Genomic DNA, 18,505 nt, shown 5'->3' on the forward strand with positions numbered 1-18,505 from the left:
AATATTTAAATTTTTGAAATAAGCTCAAAAATAGTATGCATTACCCTGTATAGGTATGCAGGGTAATGACATAATTAAATAACTAATTTAATATTTTTTCCCAAGTATAGGAGAACCTATAGGTATATGGAAATCGGTTGCTTTTCCTAGATGATGTGCCATCATCCATAATCCCCATAAGGTAAGCACTATAAACAAATAACCACCTATAGTAGTTAATCTTGCTGATAAAGCACCTGTTGTGAGATGCCCTAAACCAGCAGTAATTAATGTCACACCACCGATCGGACCAATCAAAAATTCAACCCAAGGTGCCCTCAGGAGAGGTATCACCCATATTAAAAGGAAAACTCCTAATAACACATTGAAAGATCCTAGCATTGTACTGATTCCATCAGTAACACCTATCCCATGTAAAAATACCATCAAACCAGGTGCGATCATAAATAACGTTCCAAATGTAGCAAATAGATTGCCGGCTGGTACATTTCCTTTTTTAAATAAGATTATACCAGTTGTAAATTGAGCTAGGCCTCCTGTAACTCCCACTGCCACTAACAAGGGTACTTCGGAAGTAGGAATCTTGCCCAACATTATTAAAGAGAACATTAATGTAATACTTGCTAAGCCGGCAAATCCCAATGGTGCAGGATCTGCCCAGGTTGAATCATTTGCCATTTCTATGCCCCCTTTTAACATTAACATCCTTATTTTCGAAATATTCATCCCTTGCTTCTGCCATTGCTTTTAAATTTTCAAGTGGCGTTTTTGGTGCTACCCCACAACCAGCATTTAGCAAATCGATACCATTATTTAGGCTTTCAGTAGCCTCTTTTTTTACTTCTTCAGGTGTTCCACTGAATAATGTTTGAGATGATGAAACATTACCAATTACCAAAGTGTTATTTTCATGTGCAATTTCCACTGCAGTTTTAGTATCTTTAACCTTTTCTTCAATACTTATGCAGGTAAATCCACATTCTACCATATGTGGTATTACTAAATCGGTTTTTCCACAAATATGCAGAGCACTATATCCGTTTAGATTTTTGGCAATCTTAGATAACCTCGGTTTCAAAAGAGCTTCAAAGTCTTCAGGAGACACTAAATCGGGTGATGCTACAGGATCTGCGAAAACAAAGGCATCTGCACCATGGTCAAAGCAAGCGTTTGCAACTTCCAGACATGCATCTGCACTTATATCCATTATCATTTCAACTCTATCACGGTCGGTACGTATCCACCTCATGAATGAATTAACATTGGAGAGATTGGATGCGAGAGTTGTAGGACCTTCACAACCTGCAATAACTGCTACTTCGTCTCCAACTTCCTCTTTCAGGATTTCAATTGCTTTCAAAAGAACTGGGATTCTTCCTTTTTCAAGCAAATTCTTTGGTAAACTTAGACTGTCCATTGATTCACTAAATGGATGGGTTTTTATTGATGGTTGACTGGCCTTATTTCCTGGGTCAATCTCACAACCCATCACTTCCGAAACTATAGCAATGTCATAAGGTACCCTTACAGCGTCAAATTCAGCATCATTATGTGCTGATTTTGCAAGATCAGCCATTGTTTTAGCATCGCTATCTGCTTTTGGTCTTTCAGCACCAGATACGTCCATAAAGTCTACTACACCTGCAGATGTCCATCCTCCAACAGGTGCTTTATCCACTGCTTTACCTTTCAAAGTAAATAAAATCCTTTCTTTAGAAGTCATTTCTTTCATATATGTATCCTCCTGTTGAATACGTCCATTTTATTTAATGTTGGATGCGAGCCAACTTGCAGCTTTACTTGCATCAGGCTGTGTCGAATCAGCACCAATTTTGTTTGCAAATTTTTCAGTAACCGGCGCACCACCAACAATGACTTTTACTGAATCTCTCAAGTCCTTTTCATGGAGGATGTCGATAACTGTCTCCATGCCACTCATAGTGGTTGTCATTAAAGAACTTATAGAGATGGCCTTTGCACCATATTCTTTTGCTGTTTCAACAAAATCTTCAGGTGAAACATCGGCGCCAAGATCAATTACATTGAAATCTGATATAGATACCATTGTTTTAACCAAACTTTTACCAATATCATGAATATCTCCTTCAATAACGCCCAAAACAACTGTATCAGACTGATTTGTGTCTTCTACTTTTAGATAAGGATTTAATACATCCATTCCTGCATACATAGCATCGGTTCCCAGGAGAAGGTCCGGAACATAAGCTTCTCCATTATCATATTTGTTGCCGAGTATAGACATCCCTTTTGACAAACCATTTACGATGGCTTCATAAGGGTCTATACCTTCTCCTAATGCTTCATTTGCAATATCAGGTGCAGTGTATTTATCACCCTTAACAACCACGTCAATTAATTTTTCTAGCATGTAATTTTTGTTCACACTATTCCTCCTTTAATATTACTACCTTATTTAATGATGAGTGAGATAATTCAAACTGCATCTCATCACCTAGTTTTATATTCATTAAAATATAATATATAGTATAACCGTGAATTGATTTTATAATAACATAGATTTATTTTAACTGGGTTCATATATTAACTGGGTTCACATAATCAAAGAGGTTAATATCCCGGGTTTGACAGTATCCACTCCTTGCTAAAGAAATCGTCTCCTCTTCCAACCTAAAAATTTCACTTTTTTGTCAGGAAAACCCATTTGACAGTCTTAACTATTTCACGTTAATTTCTACGATTTCATCCCTTTTTGCCTTAAAATCAGTGTATTTATGGCATCAAAATTAGCGTAAATGTACCTTTTTGCCTTATTTTTCATGTAATCCACGGTAACTGTCAAATTCAATAAGCTATTTTTAATGAATTTTGTAGATTTGGACTTGAGTTCATCGTACTCGTATCGCATCAGCGATATGAACAATTGCGCAATGAACCCAAGAATCACAGCTCCATAAACGCTAGCATCCGTCCACACTCGCAATGGTTTGATCTCAATTTCATTCTTCAGTGAGTTGATGGTTTTCTCAATTGAATCCATCTTTCTGTATTTAGAAAGAGCCTGTTTTAGTGTCAAATTCCTGCTTAATTAAAGGCAGAAAAATCCTTCTCTGCCTGTAATCACCTTTCTAGCTCTGGAATCAAGTTGTTCCTTCTGCAATTACCCTGTACAGATTTCGTTCACTGAATTCAGGAAGAGTAAAAATACCAAGGACTTCCTCACGATTGATTCATTCGTGAGCTTTACTTATGCTGAAATTATCCGTCAGTTTTAACTTACAAGGGCTTTGAGCAGGTTGTTGATGTCAATCCCATTCTTTTTGTGTTTACCAAAAACTGAAGCAATATCGAGGATTTCGTAAAGTTGGTTTACAGCCAAGACGTTTCCGATGGGAAAGCACATATTCTTGTTAGGAATAATCTCATACGTCCTTAGTTTTTGTTGCATTTTTACCGAATACAGCAAAGCTAAGAACACTATTATTACTTTTGACTGTCAAAGTCGGATAGAATACCTAATCTACAAATTAGATATCTTTTATGGAAAGTAGTTAATAGTAACCTGATATATTATATGTCTTTGTATGTGATTGGTTTTGAGTTATTAAGATAATATTTAAATAAATCCTCTCCCCATGCTATAGCACTATTGTCATAACTTATCAAAGTGATGCGATTAAACCGGTGGTTTTTATCGAAGAGCCATAGCGATACAAATATGTCCGAAACTGCTACCGTTATAGGTTCAATATCCCTTTCAATTGTCCTTAAGTATAAGTTAGTATTATTATATGAAAAAAAATTATCGAGGTCTATTTTGCAATCTTTCATTGATCTTTCAAGTACAGGTTTTGTTATAATATAGGAAATATCAGTACTTTTATCTGCAGCTTCACAGAGAACAGAAATGGTCTGTGGATTAAAAGAAGAACTGGCCATCATGAGGTATTTCGATTCAAGTGATTTTTCTATAAAATGAGGGTGATGTTCGAATAAATGATGTCTGTCTGGTTCTATTAAATAGCAATGACCTAGTTCTCCAACCCTTTTTAGCATGTGTTCTGGTATTTCGCTAAGGTCTCGACTTTCCCAATAATCATGATTTTCCTCGAATACTTTTGCAATGTCTAATAATTTTTGCATTTTTTCAACGATCAAATAGCCCATATCAGATAGTTTATAATTGTGATGGTCTTGAATTATCAAATCCCAATCTAATAATTTTTTTATTTGAGGTGTTAATCCACTTGAATCATAACCAAGTATATCTTTTATTTCATCAATATCTTCAGTTCCATTATTATAAAGTAAAAGGAGTACATCTTTTCTTTTATCTGACATTAGTATAGTTTCAATCAGAGACGTTTTCATTTTGAAATCCCCAGATCGTTAATGAAATATTACACCATTCAAAAAAATTCATTTTGCGATCCCTCTACAGAAAATATTTTGCTAGTCTCTTTTAAAAAGTATAACTTTACTTATTACCTTTTCGGAATATACCTTATAACTATATATTAGAGATTGTCGGAAATGTCCACATTCAAGAAAATTATAACATATCCATTAAATACAGTGCAACACGGCATAGCGTTTTACTTTCAGTCATTGCTTGAAATGTTTCGATTTCACCACTTTTCCGACAGTCTCCCGGTAACCCAAGTTTGACAGTTTATCCTCTTTTCTAAAGAGAATGTCTTCTCTTTTGTTCAATTTTTTACTTTTTTGCCAGGAAATTCGATTTGACAGTCTCAATAAATTCACTTAAATCGTCATGAATTGCCAATTTTGACCTTAAAAACAGAGTATTCACCGCATCAAAATTGGCATAAATGTAGTTTTTTGTCTTCCTCTTCCATGAATCCACGGTAACTGTCAAAGTCGGGTTAAATCCCTGTTTACTCTGTTCATTTCGAAAAGTTCAAGTATGTTACTTGCTAACACTCCCCAGTATAAAAGAGGTGTAAAAATGTTAGGCATAGAGGACCCCTACATATGGAGTGCATATGTTCTGTGCATAATAAGTGCCATCGCCTGCATGGCATACGGAATTGCAAAATGGAATGAAGAGGAGGAAGAGGATTGCCTGTAAACCCGGTAGTTCTCGGCGTAATCGTTCTGGTCTATCTGATGATAGTCTTCTATTGCGGATGGATTGCCTATAAACGCACAAAAGAAGTTGACGATTACATGCTTGCAGGAAGGAGTGTGCACCCCTATATTCTGGCCCTGTCCTACGGAGCGGCATTTATCAGTACATCCGCAATCGTTGGTTTCGGGGGAGTTTCCGCAACATTAGGCATGGGAACACTGTGGCTCGTCTTCATGAATATTGTGGTTGGGATCTTTGTAGCCTTTGTCCTTTTCGGATCACGCACACGACGTATAGGTGTGAACCTGGGAGCTGTCACATTCCCCGAACTGCTGGGCAAACGTTTCAATTCGAAATTCATACAGGGTTTTTCAGGTGCTTTGATCGGTGTATTCATGCCCCTTTATGCAGGGATCGTACTCATCGGAGGAGCCCGTTTCATGGAAACCTCCCTGGGAGTCAATTATGACGTGGCCGTATTTATCCTCACTATTATTGTTGCAGCCTATGTGATCACAGGAGGTTTGCTGGCAGTCATGTACACAGACGCCATGCAGGGAACCCTGATGCTTGGGGGCATGACTGTACTGCTCATATTAACCTATGTTAACCTCGGTGGAATCACGGAAGCCCACCAGGCTCTCACCGACATGTCGTCCATGGTGCCGGCAGGTTTAGCGGCAGGCGGACATACTGGATGGACATCAATGCCTGCGTTTGGCACACCTATATGGTGGACAATGGTATCTACAATTATACTCGGCGTGGGAATCGGCGTACTGGCACAGCCCCAGCTGGCCGTGCGATTCATGACAGTAGATAGCAAGAAATCCCTCAACAGAGCAGTATTTGCCGGCGGGCCTTTTATCCTCATGATGGCAGGAGTTGCCTATATCGTGGGTGCCCTTTCCAATGTGTATTTCCTCGATACGCAAGGCCAGATTGCATTGGATGTGGCAGGAGGTAATATGGACCGCATCATCCCGGAGTACATAAACAGTGCCACACCTGATCTTTTCGTTGCAATTTTCATGGTAACCCTGCTGGCAGCTGCTATGTCAACTCTCAGTTCCCAATATCACACAATGGGAACTGCTATTGGTCATGATTTTTATAAAGAATTCCTCAAGGGCGGTAAATCCGGAAAGACCATATCAGTAACCAGACTGGGAATCGCTGTTACAATCATACTGAGTGTTATCCTTGCCTACATGCTGCCGATCAGCATTATTGCCCGTGGTACAGCTATTTTCTTCGGCCTGTGCGCGGCTGCCTTCCTGCCCGCCTATGCAGGAGCACTGTTCTGGCCGCGTATGACCAGGGAAGGAGCAATTGCAAGTCTTCTCGCAGGAACATTCAGCAGCCTTTTCTGGCTGACCTTTGTCCATGCAAAAGAAGCCGCTCCTCTGGGAATATCACAGGCCATTTTTGGAACGGAAACCCTGCTCACAGGCACCTGGACGGTTGTGGATCCAATCCTTGTCGCCACACCAATTGCAGCCATTACCGCCGTGGTAGTAAGCCTTGCTACCAAGCCAATGCCAGAAGAACACCTCGACAAATGTTACAGGGGATGCATCAAAAGATAAGGCCAAAAGGCGCAATCTTAAAATCCCTTCCGTTTTCTCTTTTATACAGGTGATTTAACCTGCCAACCCTAACAATAATAGCCTGCAGAATGTTCGAAGATGAGATAGCATATCTCATGGAAAAGGACAATTCAGTAGATAATGTGATCATAATCGAAAATGATGAATCTTATGGTATCAGGGACAAACTCAGCAAAGCAGGAGTGGACGTTGAAACAAAAACCATGGTGAATTTGCTGAATAATCCATTGCCTGATAATCATTTCAATATAGTTATCCAGATACTTGAATTTGCCCTGCATGCAATCCCAAAAAAACTCAAGGACGAGGTATACACAAATACCAAGAGATTGACACCCATATCTGACGGTATATTGCTTTTTTACGGGTTGTGTGGCAATGTACTCTCAGACATAGAAGAAGATTTTGCCGACCATTCCTGTCCGGTGGGAATACTAAGAGAAAACAACGGGGAAACTATCGATGATTGTATAGGTGCCGTGCTTGGAGGCAGACAGGAATATCTCGACACTCTCAAGAGTTTCAAAGGGGAAGGGGCTTTTTTCCTGACACCCATGTGGGCAGCCAACTGGAGAGATATGCTCGTCTGTTCAGGTTTTGGCAAAGATAAAAACGACATTGAAACATCGAGATATGTCTTTAATGAAGTTGGTTACAAACACGTTGCAAAGGTTGACACAGGAATTAATTACGAAGAGGATTTCCACCAAAAGGTCGATGAGTTCGCTGATTTGTTTGACTTTGATGTATTGTATGTGCCGGCAAACCTGAATACTTTAAAGCAGTGCTACAATAATTTTAAAAAAGAATTATATTGAACCAAAAGTATCCGGGCTTTTTCCCGCTTTGTCCGAAAAATGAGTACTTTTCGGTCAATGGTATGATTTTTAGGACAAAAACAGTATTATTCGGTCATGTCTCAAAATGGACAGCCACAGAGGTGTTTTGTAAATCCGATTCAAAATCAAAACTTTTTATTCCACAACTATTGTCACGTTATTAGATTGAATCTTTCCTAGCCAATAAGGATCTGAAATCCGTTCACCCGTGGACGTGTGGTATTCAGCACTAAGAATGTATTTTCCTTTCTTCAAAGACCAACATTTTGAGATAAATGTATCATTTATGGACCTACCTGGAGCGAGTTCTACAATATCATTGTTTGTCAATGGTTCTCTGGAGTAAACACCACACTCATATGGTACGTAGTGGTCATGTTCTAGTGACATAAAAGCAATGTTATAAGATATTTGTTCATGCATTTTCCAAACATTAATTGTATTATTTCCATCATTTGTTAATGTCAAGTAAATTATGAAGTTCTCTCCCTCTTCCACTTTAGTTTTTTCTGGTACTACTGTAAAATTTAACTCACCTGTTTGATATTCAGAACGATAAATAACATGAATCCCGTCTCCCCCATATACTTGTTTGGTAGGGTGGATGTGATAGACGTTTTTATCAATACTGATTTTTCCATTAATCGTATCCATAGTTACTAGAAACCAAGCGTTACTGTTTGTTGCACCAACAACTTTTCCTTCAAATATAGATACTCTTGGTGGATCTGATACATAGATTGTGGGTCCATTATCTACAACCATCTTTTTAGACCCTTCTGGAATGGGTACTTCATGGATTTCGATTTCAATCTCCTCATCCAATAATTTCAGATTGACTAATCCATTTGCAGCAGTTTTTTTAAAATTTTCAGGTTTTACGGTCACAGTTTCATAATTACTTTGCAACCAATAGAGACTTCTAACTGAACTAATATCATAATCGACTTTTTCGAAAATCTGATTTTCACTTAGGACTTCAGTAGGAATTGTAAAATTCTCATTTGGAACTGATTTTTCGTTTGATTTGGTAGAATAATCTCCAGATATACATCCTGCAGTTACTAAAGCTACAATAAGCAATAAGATAACACCAAATATCCCAATACCTTTCAAATTAAATACCCCATTTGAACACTACCATAATACTATAAAAAGAATTTCATGTAACACTTATTTTTTACTCTATGTTTGTATGATAATTAAGAAAATCCATTTTTGGGGAGATTATAGTCCAAGAATATAGATGTAAAAGGGAATGGCTATGAAAAGTCTAAACACATTATTCGTTCAGAAATATGAATTTCTAGTCAAAATCACTATTTTTCGGTCAAAGCGGCTTTTTCCATAAAGTTATTAAAGGTAATTCCTATTCATTAGCGGACAATAAATCAGGTGATTAATTGACACGCATACTTGCAACAGGAACCTTTGATATACTACACCCGGGTCATCTCTACTATCTGGACCAGGCCCGGAAGTATGGCAGTGAATTATATGTCCTTGTTGCGCGGGACTCAACAATTGAACATAAACCCAAACCCATAGTTCCTGAAAAGCAACGGCTTGAAATGGTTAAAGCTTTAAAGGTTGTGGACCATGCCCTTCTGGGAAGCGAAGAAGATATGTTCAAACCCCTCGAAGAAGTACAACCGGATATCATTGTACTGGGGCACGACCAGGTATTCGATGAAAAAGAACTTGAAGACAAACTCCAAAAAAGAGGATTCAATACAAGGGTAGTACGCCTCGGAAAACCCCATCAATGCCCCCTTTGCAGCAGTGGTGGAATTATAAAAAGAATTCTGGAAAGGAAAAGAACAGAATTATAAAAGGCAATTCTCAATCCTTTCAAGAGCTTCTCTTATCCTTTCCTGTGAAATGGCGTATGAAAGCCTCACGAAATTGTTACCACTTGGGCCAAAAGCCGAACCTGGAGTCGCAGCAACGTGAGCATCTGAAAGCAATTTCTCAGCGATTTCTTCACCATTGCCGTACTCGCTTACATCCGCAAATGTATAGAATGCACCCTTTGGACGGCTACAATGTATACCTATATCATTCAATCCATCTACAAGGACATCACGGCGTTTCCTGAATTCGGCTACCATGTCCTCAACAGGTTGCTGGTCACCTTCCAGTGCCTCAATGGCACCATATTGAGCAAACGTTGTTGCACTGCTGACAGAATGGGACTGGATCTTCTGGAAATCATGGATGAACTTTTCATGAGCAGCGACATAGCCGAGTCTCCAGCCGGTCATAGCATAGGATTTGGAAAAGCCATTTACAGTTATGGTACGGTCCTGCATCCCTTCCATAGCACCGATGCTGAGGTGTTTTTCATCATAAAGTATCTTCTCATAGATCTCATCAGAGAGAACCAGCAGATTATGATCAATAGCAAGGTCGGCGATTTCCTTTAATTTGTCCTTGCCAAAAACACCACCTGTAGGATTGCAGGGGGAATTGACAACTATCAGACGAGTTTTATCTGTAATGTGATCGCCAATATCATAAGGAAGAAAACCATTTTCCGGATCTGTAGGCACCCATTTAGGGTTTGCTCCTGCAAATTTAATGCATGGTTCATAGGAAACCCAGGCAGGATCGAACAGGATAGCCTCATCGCCATCATCAAGTACAGACATCATAATTTCAAAGATTGCCTGTTTGGCTCCCGGTGTAACCATCACATTGGATGCATCCAAATCCAAATTGTTCTCTGTTTGTAGTTTTTTGGCTATAGCTTCGCGCAGCGGTTTGATACCCGGAGATGGCGAATAATGGGTTTCTCCGCTATAAAGCGCCTTGCATGCAGCATCACTGATGTGTTTGGGCGTGTCAAAATCAGGCTCACCCAGACTGAAACTAATTACATCAATGCCATCATGCTTGAGCTTATTTGCTATATTGGCTATACGGATAGTTGGGGATTCAGCCACTCGGGCCAATCTTGAAGATGCCATTAATAGCCCCTATGAGTTTATTTAGAGACGTCTGATAAGTTTTACCGCAGCCTCTACAGCCCTCTTGGCATAATCGACCCTCTGGTGAGCCTCCATACGACTCATACCGGGACCTGCAATGCCCAGAGTTACAGGCTTGTTGTATTCCAGAGAAAGGTCGGTAATCTTTCTTGAAGCATGCTGGACCACGATCTCATCGTGACCGGTTGCACCTTCTATCACCGAACCAATGGTTACAACTGCATCGATATCATCCTTTTCACAAAGTTTCTTGATTGCAAGCGGCATATCGTAAACACCCGGCACAAGAACGGTGTCTGTCACTTCCGCACCCAGGAACTTCGCATGTTCTATACCAAGCAATTCCATCTGGTAGGTCAAATCCCTGTTAAATTCCGCTACCACAAATCCCAGTCTAATTGTCATTATATTGTTCTCCAATGCAGATTTTGCTTCCTAATCATACTTATAAATTATAAAATCAAACTCTCATCCACGCAGGCTTCCTACATCCTCAAAACCCTGCCTCTGACCTGTACCTGCCTGTTTTACAAGTTTCTCAGGCTTAAAGAGAAGATCCACGACATTACGAGCATGCTCACGGGCCCGGTTCTCCATGAGAAAAGCAAGCTCCTTCTCATCCTTGCCTTCATCCTCATGAACAAAAACCTCAATAATATGCGTATTTGTCATGAGCTGGGCCTGGATGATACCCGTGGAAGCCTCATGGGCACAAACTTTATCTTTATCCGCAGCACCCGGCATTCCCAGAGCCATGACTATTTCACAGCCCTGCTCCTCGATAAGCTTTTTAGAAGCCACCGGCAGGTCCTTTATACCCGGAACTGTGATCCGAATTATACGGGCTGAAACATGCTGCTTGATCTCATCCACAGCAGCACTACCCATATCAAAACGTGCAAACGTCGTGTCTACAATACCTATGGTTTTCATAATATCTCATTTACACAATACTTCAATTGCAGCTTCTGTTGCAGGCCCCAGTTCTGAAACCACTCCCCTTTTCTTGAATACTACCTCAATTTGCTGGAGAGTACTGAGAATATCCCGGTAACTTACATTGGCCATACTTCCAATACGGAAAATCTTGCCCTTAAGATGGGCCTGTCCGCCTGCAATTGTAATCCCGGATTTCATCATTTCCTTCTTCAGGACTTCACTGTCCATACCCGCCGGGGCCTTCATTGCCGACACAGTGTTGGAATATGCACTGTATTCATTGAGCTGCGGGAACATCTCGATACCCATTGCATCCATCGCCGCACGCACAGCAGCTGCACCCTTATGGTGCCTTGCTATCCTGGCATCCATTCCCTCTTCTTCAATTATATGAAGGGATTCCTGCAGGGCGTAGAATAGGGGGATCGCAGGTGTGTAAGGAGTTTGTGTTTTTTCCTTGTCAGCACTCTTTTTGCAGGCTTTGAGATCAAGATAATAGGGAAGGTTTTCTTTTTCCATTGCGTCAAATGCAGCTTCACTTACAGAAAGCATTGAAAGGCCTGGTGGTGCACCAATACATTTCTGGGAACCAACCACTGCTACATCAACTCCCCAATCATCAACAAATACATTATCTCCGCCCAGGGAGGTAACACCGTCCATTATAAACAGGGCCCCATATTTCTTTGCCAGTTTGCCAACCTGTTTTGCAGGATTCAGGATACCTGCTGATGTTTCGTTGTGAACCATGGTAACGGCTTTTGCTCCTTCCTGAAGTTGTGCTTCAAGCATATCCAGGTCCACTGGAGAACCCCATTCAAATTCCAGGGGAACGACAGAACCGTATCTGGAAGCAAGATCTTTGAAACGCTCCCCGAATTTACCATTCTCAATGGAGATTATCCTGTCATCTTTATCTGCGATACAACCCACAGCAGCTTCCATAGAAGCAGTGCCTGAACCACTTAACACAAAAATGTCATTTTCTGTCTTGAAAACGTCAGCAAGAATTCGGCGACAGTCATCGTATATTTCAGAAAATTGTGCTCCACGATGATTGACCATCGGTTTGGACATTGCCCTGAGAACCCTGGGTGGTACTGGCACCGGGCCCGGCATCATTAATAAATTATCTTCAAGGTCCATAGACTTTCCTCTAATAGCTTTTTTAACTAATCCACACCTAATGTAGCGCTAATATTTAACTGTAGTTAAACAGTCAGAATAAACAATATTAACCGTGTAGCAACTTAATTATGTCGTGCTTGGTGATAAATCCGATAGCAACTCCTTTTTCAAGCACAAGGACTGCAGGATAGCGTTCCAGCAGTGTAGATACAATACCAATATCAGCCTCGGGGGAAACTGCCGGAAAAGATTCACCCATCATGTCCCCTACTTTCATTTTAGATATCATGGCGGCCTTGTTCTCAGCCATTGACTTGACAAACATGTCCTCTGAAATACTGCCTACAGGCACACCGTTATCGATCACAGGGACCTGAGAATAACCATGCTCCTGCATTATACTGGCTGCATGATCCACCGACTCATCGGAAGATACAAAAACCACAAGGGTATGCATGATGTTCCTGACACATATCTTTTCTTTTTCAGATTGGTCAAAAGCATCAAATATTTTTCTCAATGTAGATAACCTCGGATCAACATCACCCGCCTCTATCCTTGCTATAAGGGGCTGGCTGACACCGGCTCTTTTTGCCAGGCCGCTCTGTGTAAGTCCTAGCTCTATCCTTTGCTGCTTTATGGATTGGGCAGTTGGCAGTATCATTTAGTACTATTGATGTGAATTTTATTATTTAAGCAATTGCTTATTTATTGCATATAGAAAAAGAAAAGACCTCCTACGTATGCAATATAAGTGGCTAAGATAATAGCTCCCTCCCAGCGTGCAAGCTTGCGACCTGTCAATCCAAAAAATACGATCATTCCCATAATTAACAACATTGCAGGAAAATCATAGTATAGGGATTGGTCCTGTATCGGAAGTTCATTGATAAGGGAAGAAGCACCCAATATAAGTGTTATGTCCATCGTATTTGCCCCAAGTATGTTACCAACGGCCAGGTCATTATGTCCCTTACGAGTAGCTGAAATAGCAGTTATCAGTTCAGGAAGAGATGTCCCAAATGCTACAAGGGTCAATCCGATTATCATCTCGGGAACACCAAGCCACATAGCAATGTCAGTACCGGAATCAATCAGGATACGACTGCCACCCACCACAAGAGCAGCACCAAGAACAAAAAAAACCACATCTTTTGAAATAGAATCGGATACTTCGCCAAGTTCTTCATTAACTTCTTCATTTGTCCCAAAGAGCAGCGATTGAAGTCTGTAATTGTAATAGAGAAAAGCAACAAAAACTATCAGTAAAAGTATACCATCAACAGGTGTGAGCATGCCATCAATGGATACTACAACCAGCAGCAAAGCCGATACAATCATAAATGCACCCCTTTTCAAAAAAGAGGAATCCTCTACAGGAATCGAGCGTAAGACTATTACTCCTCCGAGGATCAGGCCAGCATTGCATATAGCAGAACCTACAGCGTTACCAACTGTCAGACCTGTATGGCCCAGATAGGCAGCATATGCAGAAACAGCAAATTCCGGTGCAGTCGTTGCGAAACTAACAATAGTCGCTCCTATAATCATTTTAGGAATGCCACTTTTTTGGGATATAGAAACCGCAGACTCGGTAAACCAGTCAGCACCCTTTGTAATAAGGATCAGACCTACTATAAAAAGAGGTAAAGTATATTGCTGCATTTTTGGGATCAGCGCAATCTGGTTAATAGAGAATATAAAACTTACCCGATTAAAATTTTTCAGTCACCTGCAGTAATAACAAGAACCGGGCCGATATCGGCAGCAATCAACCATCTTGTGAGACTTCCAAATGGGTCGCTACGCAATGATTCTGTCCCCATTACAGTAAGATCAACCTTGTTATCTTTTGCAATATTGATTATTTCACGACCTGGGTTTCTGCCTCTAACAACCCGGGTATGGACTTCTATGCCATATAGTTCAGCTTGCTTTGCCGCATACTCCAGATTGGCTTCTATACTTTTTATAATCAAATTGACAAGTTTTTCATGAAACTCATCCGGGAATGATTTCAAGTTGCTTGGATCCTCAACATAAATTATGATAATACACCCATTTTCCACAGATGCGATATGCAATGCGTTATCAATTACCTTTTTGGAAAGTTTCGTTTCATCAATTGGCACCAGAATATTACGATAAGTTATGTCCTTCATTTTACCACCATCCATCTTATGTAAGTCCAAAAGCGGTCACAACAATTACAACAAGTATACCAAGTCCAACCATTCTGACAGAATGTAGTATCAGGTTTTGCCGGGCTATTTTGCCGGAAAATATTCCAAGAGCAGCCAAAACGATTATACTGAATCCAACTGAGACCTCCAGTGCATAATTTTCCAGAAATACAAACGGCAATATCGGCACAAGAGAACCAATGAGACTGGAACCGCCATGGGCCAGAGTATCATACAGTATTTTGTTGCGTGTTTCTTTTTCAAGACTTGTAGATCCAAGATTGCGCAAGAGGGGTTTTTCAAGATCAGCAAGATGGCCGTACTCTACCGCACTTTCTGCAAGGTAAGAACCAAGCCCATTGGTCATCGCAAGAGCAATCGCGCCCCCCAGAGCAGCATTTGTTATGAGATCAGGGTTAGAAGAGACATTCGAAGCACCAATGACAACACCAAGGACTGCCAGTATTCCATCAATACTGCCAAGGATAATATATCTACTCTGATCGGATTTTGGTTTCATTTAAGACACTCAATATTTTATGAGCACGTATCAGGACATAGGTATATGATCACAAAAAATATAACAATTTTGCATACAGGGTTTGATTATTCTTCATCCTGACAAAGCACAAGAATCAGAAAAATTCAAAGCCTCAGAAGAGGATTTATTTCCAGACAAAGCCTCTTCTATCATATTGCGCAGCTGTGAGTCATCAAAGGGTTTCATTATAGTTCCCACTGGTTTCAGTTCATGGACACGCTTCAAAATGGCTTTGTCAGATATACCGGTAAGGAAAATAAAATGAGGAGCCAATTTCTGTTTGATTACTTTGGCAGCTTCAATTCCGTCTATATTGCCTTTGAGAACAATATCCATTAAAATCAAATCAGGTTTCAAATGTGATGCCATATTTATAGCAGTTTGCCCATCTGCCACAATTCCACAAACAGTATAACCCATCTCTTCCAGTTTGAGTTTTATGCCCAGTGCAACGATCATTTCATCCTCAACTACCAATATGCCCCCGGATTTCATGATTATTCCTCTGTTTACTGATTTATAGAAAAAATATATGAAGTAAATTTTTAAATAGCCATTTGTTTTTGTTGCAATAAAATAAAAAAAAGTACCGGCAAGACCGGTATCTTAATTCCAAATATAGATTATCAAACTTTCCAGCTGCATTTTTTGCCTGGTTTTTGTTTTGAGGACATAACTTCCACTTCCATGGAAGATTCCCAGAGGCCATGGACATTACAACTTTCAATTGCTTTAAAATCTGTAATCACAGAAGTCAGACCACAATCTCCACATACATTTACACCCCTTATATGACAGACCTCAAATTCTTTTGCACCAATTAGCTCCTCATGAGGAGTCACATTAAATGTGGCCTCTGCTTTTTCTGCAGATGACCCCAGATCCACTCTGCCTATCTTCTGCTCTGCAAGATAGAGGTCTATCCATTCAATGTAGTGGTCCTCTTCCATTACATGTGGTTCAATTCCTACAGAAACCGTTACTTCATAGGTACCCCCTGCAGTCATCATTGAAGGCCCTTCGATTACCGGTACATGTTTCTTTTCAGTCTCCGTTGGATTATTTTCGTCTTTTATACGGTTGATATTATCAGTCATCGTATCACCTACCCATAATTAAAAAATAAGTTGCCAGCACTGCTGACAACTTCAGAACCTGTAATTCTTAACCGAGTGGAAAAGCACCACTGCAAAGAACACCAGAATTACAGCAACCAGGCTGAAATAAGACACCGGGTCCCAGATAAATTTCATGCCTCCTGATTCTCCCCATCCCACAAGGACGGTACCCTGCAGGATAACGGGCAATACAACACAGATACCTGCCACAATGAAGATAAACAAGATGTCAAATATCTGCATGAAGAGACTTCTTTCCTTTCCCCTGCTAGTAACTGCCATACTTACTCCTCCTTAGTTATAATACCTGAATGTGTACATATGTTCCTTGATAGAACTATATACCCTTAGACATGCAGCAGTTCCGATACCCAATACCAACAGCAAGAACAAGACATAAAACGGAAACATACCCGAAAGTTCAGGTGTGCTGTTCCATACAGTGGTAATTATGGTATAGAAGATGAACGATTCTGAGAAGAACAAAATACCCATCAAAGCCACCACAACAAGAGCATCCTGCCGCAGCTTGCTCATATACCTTACAGTATCAACATTTTCCTCTGTTTGTTTAATTTCCAAGGTCAACACCTCCTTATGTCCTCACAGGGTCGGGCCATCCCATCTCTTCGCCCCAGTCATGGCTAACTTCCAGACTGCGGTATCTCCAATTGAAATAGAAATACGCAATCGCATAGAACAACAGTCCGAATATCAGATTATACCTGTATCCCCATTGCAGGGTTGACATAATCACAAGTGCCAGGAATATTGTGAAGTATGCAAGCCAGGGTTGCAACGGACCAACGAACGGACGCACTTTGTTGCTGTGTTGCGGGAACATCTTCCTGAAACGAATCAGGGAAAATGGAATCATCACATAGCAAACAAGTCCGGACGTTATCGAGAATGTGATAACCTGATCCAGAAAACCACTGAATGCAAATGCAATCGCAATTGGCATCGTGAATATAACAGCCCTGTAAGGTGTGTTATATTTTGGATGTACAGCAGAGAACCATGGTGTCAGGAATTGGTCCCTTGATAGGGCATACCATGATCTGGACGAGTCACAGATAGTACCGTTGGCACTTGCAAGACATGTAAAGAGAGTACCTATTGCAAGAAATACTACAAGCAACTGTATACCGCTGTTAGTGGCTGCCTCATAAAGTGGATAGACAGATACACCAAGCTGGTCTGTGGGTATAAGGCCAGAACATACATACAGTGTCATACCGGCTGCAAGCAAAAGAGTGATCATCCCTGCCTGTTGACCCAGCGGCACTGCCCTGGAAGGATGCTTACATTCTTCAGCACTCATGGCCGCACCTTCTATACCCAGATAGAACCAGGGACCAAATTGTAAGGCAGCAAAGATGCCTATAAAGCCGTTTGGAATAGCACCGGATATTAAGTTACCCGGGTTCCATACGCCTCCAAAACCTGTAACACTCATGGCAAAGAATACAAGAATTGCAATGAATGCTGTAAATGTCAGTGCAAAATTAAGATTAAGCGCCGCTACAATACCTCTGTAATTCATAAATGTCAAGAAAGTAATCACTAAAAGTGTAACCGGGAATACCTGTATCTCCGGGAATACTGATTCTCCAATTGATGCCACAACAATGGAATCTGCGGCTTCCAGAGCGATGTATTCCATATAAACAGCAAGTCCCACCAGTGCCGCTGCACCTGGACCTACAAATAATCTTGCCCAGTCATAAGGTCCTCCGGCAAGTCTGGTAGATGCACCAAGTTCACTTGCACATAGAGAAACCATCAGATACATTGTACCGGCAACAAGTAATGCCAAAAGGGAACCCAATATACCACCTTTGGCAACTGTAAAGTTCCATCCCATATATTCACCCACCAGCACAATCCCGACACCAAGTGCCCATACATGATAAGGTCTTAGTGTCTGCACAAGACTGGCAGATTCATCAAGAGGATCATTAGTTATTTCATCGGTCATTCAATATTCCCCCATTATTTTTTCGCTACCTTCATTGCATCAAGCAACATCCAGCCGATCATGGCGAAACATACCAGGTAAATGACACCGTTAATTATAGTCCAA

At 40.6% G+C, this 18,505-nt stretch carries 22 protein-coding genes and 1 pseudogene; 4 read left to right on the forward strand and 19 right to left on the reverse strand.

What is annotated here, in order from left to right; all coding sequences use genetic code 11:
• Window positions 1-87 precede the first annotated feature (87 nt).
• The 5 genes and pseudogenes from EFE42_RS08530 to EFE42_RS08550 all read right to left on the reverse strand — a co-directional run bounded on the left by EFE42_RS08530 (window position 88) and on the right by EFE42_RS08550 (window position 4,350).
• Window positions 88-678: a GPR1/FUN34/YaaH family transporter gene (locus tag EFE42_RS08530; RefSeq protein ID WP_158599219.1), complete on the reverse strand. Its 591-nt coding sequence runs from the start codon at window positions 676-678 to the stop codon at window positions 88-90.
• Entirely contained in the window at window positions 668-1,732 is a 1,065-nt protein-coding gene (gene mtaA / locus EFE42_RS08535) for a methylcobamide:CoM methyltransferase MtaA (RefSeq protein WP_123136837.1), read from the reverse strand. Before mtaA ends, EFE42_RS08530 begins: the two co-directional genes overlap by 11 nt.
• Before the next feature lie 30 nt (window positions 1,733-1,762).
• The gene (locus EFE42_RS08540; RefSeq protein WP_123136838.1) at window positions 1,763-2,404 is read right to left on the reverse strand and encodes a corrinoid protein; all 642 of its coding nucleotides are present in this window, start codon (window positions 2,402-2,404) and stop codon (window positions 1,763-1,765) included.
• 309 nt (window positions 2,405-2,713) lie between these two features.
• Window positions 2,714-3,100 (reverse strand): annotated as a pseudogene (locus EFE42_RS11035) (IS1634 family transposase); the annotation flags it as partial.
• Window positions 3,101-3,549: 449 nt separating this feature from the next.
• Window positions 3,550-4,350, reverse strand: coding sequence for a winged helix-turn-helix domain-containing protein (locus EFE42_RS08550; RefSeq protein WP_123136839.1), 801 nt, complete (start codon window positions 4,348-4,350; stop codon window positions 3,550-3,552).
• A 598-nt stretch (window positions 4,351-4,948) separates the two neighbouring features.
• Between EFE42_RS08550 and EFE42_RS10915 the strand changes: the two genes are divergently transcribed.
• The 3 genes from EFE42_RS10915 to EFE42_RS08560 all read left to right on the forward strand — a co-directional run bounded on the left by EFE42_RS10915 (window position 4,949) and on the right by EFE42_RS08560 (window position 7,499).
• Window positions 4,949-5,071 (forward strand): symporter small accessory protein, encoded by a 123-nt coding sequence (locus EFE42_RS10915; protein WP_013037568.1) that lies wholly within the window; start codon window positions 4,949-4,951, stop codon window positions 5,069-5,071.
• A gap of 38 nt (window positions 5,072-5,109) precedes the next feature.
• The gene (locus EFE42_RS08555; protein ID WP_370448686.1) at window positions 5,110-6,660 is read left to right on the forward strand and encodes a sodium:solute symporter; all 1,551 of its coding nucleotides are present in this window, start codon (window positions 5,110-5,112) and stop codon (window positions 6,658-6,660) included.
• A gap of 89 nt (window positions 6,661-6,749) precedes the next feature.
• Window positions 6,750-7,499 (forward strand): DUF1638 domain-containing protein, encoded by a 750-nt coding sequence (locus EFE42_RS08560; protein ID WP_123136841.1) that lies wholly within the window; start codon window positions 6,750-6,752, stop codon window positions 7,497-7,499.
• A gap of 156 nt (window positions 7,500-7,655) precedes the next feature.
• On the opposite strand, the gene EFE42_RS08565 is transcribed toward EFE42_RS08560, so the two are convergent.
• On the reverse strand, window positions 7,656-8,636 hold the full coding sequence (locus tag EFE42_RS08565) for a hypothetical protein (protein ID WP_123136842.1): 981 nt from the start codon (window positions 8,634-8,636) through the stop codon (window positions 7,656-7,658).
• A 287-nt stretch (window positions 8,637-8,923) separates the two neighbouring features.
• Here EFE42_RS08565 and EFE42_RS08570 point away from each other — a divergent pair, with 287 nt between their 5' ends.
• Complete coding sequence (locus tag EFE42_RS08570) at window positions 8,924-9,352, forward strand: adenylyltransferase/cytidyltransferase family protein (RefSeq protein WP_123136843.1); 429 nt, start codon at window positions 8,924-8,926, stop codon at window positions 9,350-9,352.
• Here the strand turns inward: EFE42_RS08570 and EFE42_RS08575 are convergent.
• The 13 genes from EFE42_RS08575 to EFE42_RS08635 form a co-directional block, all read right to left on the reverse strand.
• Window positions 9,347-10,489, reverse strand: a complete 1,143-nt coding sequence (locus tag EFE42_RS08575) for a pyridoxal phosphate-dependent aminotransferase (protein ID WP_123136844.1) — start codon at window positions 10,487-10,489, stop codon at window positions 9,347-9,349. The two genes, EFE42_RS08570 and EFE42_RS08575, sit on opposite strands and share 6 nt — an antisense overlap.
• A 21-nt stretch (window positions 10,490-10,510) precedes the next feature.
• Complete coding sequence (gene ribH / locus EFE42_RS08580; protein ID WP_096711280.1) at window positions 10,511-10,915, reverse strand: 6,7-dimethyl-8-ribityllumazine synthase; 405 nt, start codon at window positions 10,913-10,915, stop codon at window positions 10,511-10,513.
• Between the two features lie 63 nt (window positions 10,916-10,978).
• Window positions 10,979-11,443, reverse strand: a complete 465-nt coding sequence (gene ribC, locus EFE42_RS08585; RefSeq protein WP_123136845.1) for a riboflavin synthase — start codon at window positions 11,441-11,443, stop codon at window positions 10,979-10,981.
• Window positions 11,444-11,449: 6 nt separating this feature from the next.
• Window positions 11,450-12,595, reverse strand: coding sequence for an alanine--glyoxylate aminotransferase family protein (locus EFE42_RS08590; protein WP_123136846.1), 1,146 nt, complete (start codon window positions 12,593-12,595; stop codon window positions 11,450-11,452).
• A gap of 88 nt (window positions 12,596-12,683) precedes the next feature.
• A complete protein-coding gene (locus EFE42_RS08595; RefSeq protein WP_123136847.1) occupies window positions 12,684-13,241 on the reverse strand; it encodes a CBS domain-containing protein in 558 nt (185 codons plus the stop codon).
• Between the two features lie 44 nt (window positions 13,242-13,285).
• Window positions 13,286-14,242: a calcium/sodium antiporter gene (locus EFE42_RS08600; RefSeq protein WP_123136848.1), complete on the reverse strand. Its 957-nt coding sequence runs from the start codon at window positions 14,240-14,242 to the stop codon at window positions 13,286-13,288.
• A 59-nt stretch (window positions 14,243-14,301) separates the two neighbouring features.
• On the reverse strand, window positions 14,302-14,739 hold the full coding sequence (locus EFE42_RS08605) for a universal stress protein (protein ID WP_158599220.1): 438 nt from the start codon (window positions 14,737-14,739) through the stop codon (window positions 14,302-14,304).
• A 16-nt stretch (window positions 14,740-14,755) separates the two neighbouring features.
• Window positions 14,756-15,280 (reverse strand): VIT1/CCC1 transporter family protein, encoded by a 525-nt coding sequence (locus EFE42_RS08610; protein ID WP_123136850.1) that lies wholly within the window; start codon window positions 15,278-15,280, stop codon window positions 14,756-14,758.
• 93 nt (window positions 15,281-15,373) lie between these two features.
• Window positions 15,374-15,796 carry a response regulator gene (locus EFE42_RS08615; RefSeq protein ID WP_123136851.1) on the reverse strand — a complete coding sequence of 141 codons (423 nt, stop codon included), beginning with the start codon at window positions 15,794-15,796 and terminating at the stop codon, window positions 15,374-15,376.
• A 131-nt stretch (window positions 15,797-15,927) separates the two neighbouring features.
• A complete protein-coding gene (locus EFE42_RS08620; protein ID WP_123136852.1) occupies window positions 15,928-16,398 on the reverse strand; it encodes a class II SORL domain-containing protein in 471 nt (156 codons plus the stop codon).
• A gap of 51 nt (window positions 16,399-16,449) precedes the next feature.
• Window positions 16,450-16,701: an AcrB/AcrD/AcrF family protein gene (locus EFE42_RS08625; protein WP_123136853.1), complete on the reverse strand. Its 252-nt coding sequence runs from the start codon at window positions 16,699-16,701 to the stop codon at window positions 16,450-16,452.
• Window positions 16,702-16,713: 12 nt separating this feature from the next.
• Window positions 16,714-17,001 carry a monomethylamine transporter gene (locus tag EFE42_RS08630; RefSeq protein ID WP_123136854.1) on the reverse strand — a complete coding sequence of 96 codons (288 nt, stop codon included), beginning with the start codon at window positions 16,999-17,001 and terminating at the stop codon, window positions 16,714-16,716.
• Between the two features lie 13 nt (window positions 17,002-17,014).
• Entirely contained in the window at window positions 17,015-18,400 is a 1,386-nt protein-coding gene (locus tag EFE42_RS08635; RefSeq protein WP_123136855.1) for an APC family permease, read from the reverse strand.
• Window positions 18,401-18,505 lie beyond the last annotated feature (105 nt).

It is taken from the genome of Methanohalophilus sp. RSK (assembly GCF_003722075.1).
GTDB lineage: Archaea > Halobacteriota > Methanosarcinia > Methanosarcinales > Methanosarcinaceae > Methanohalophilus.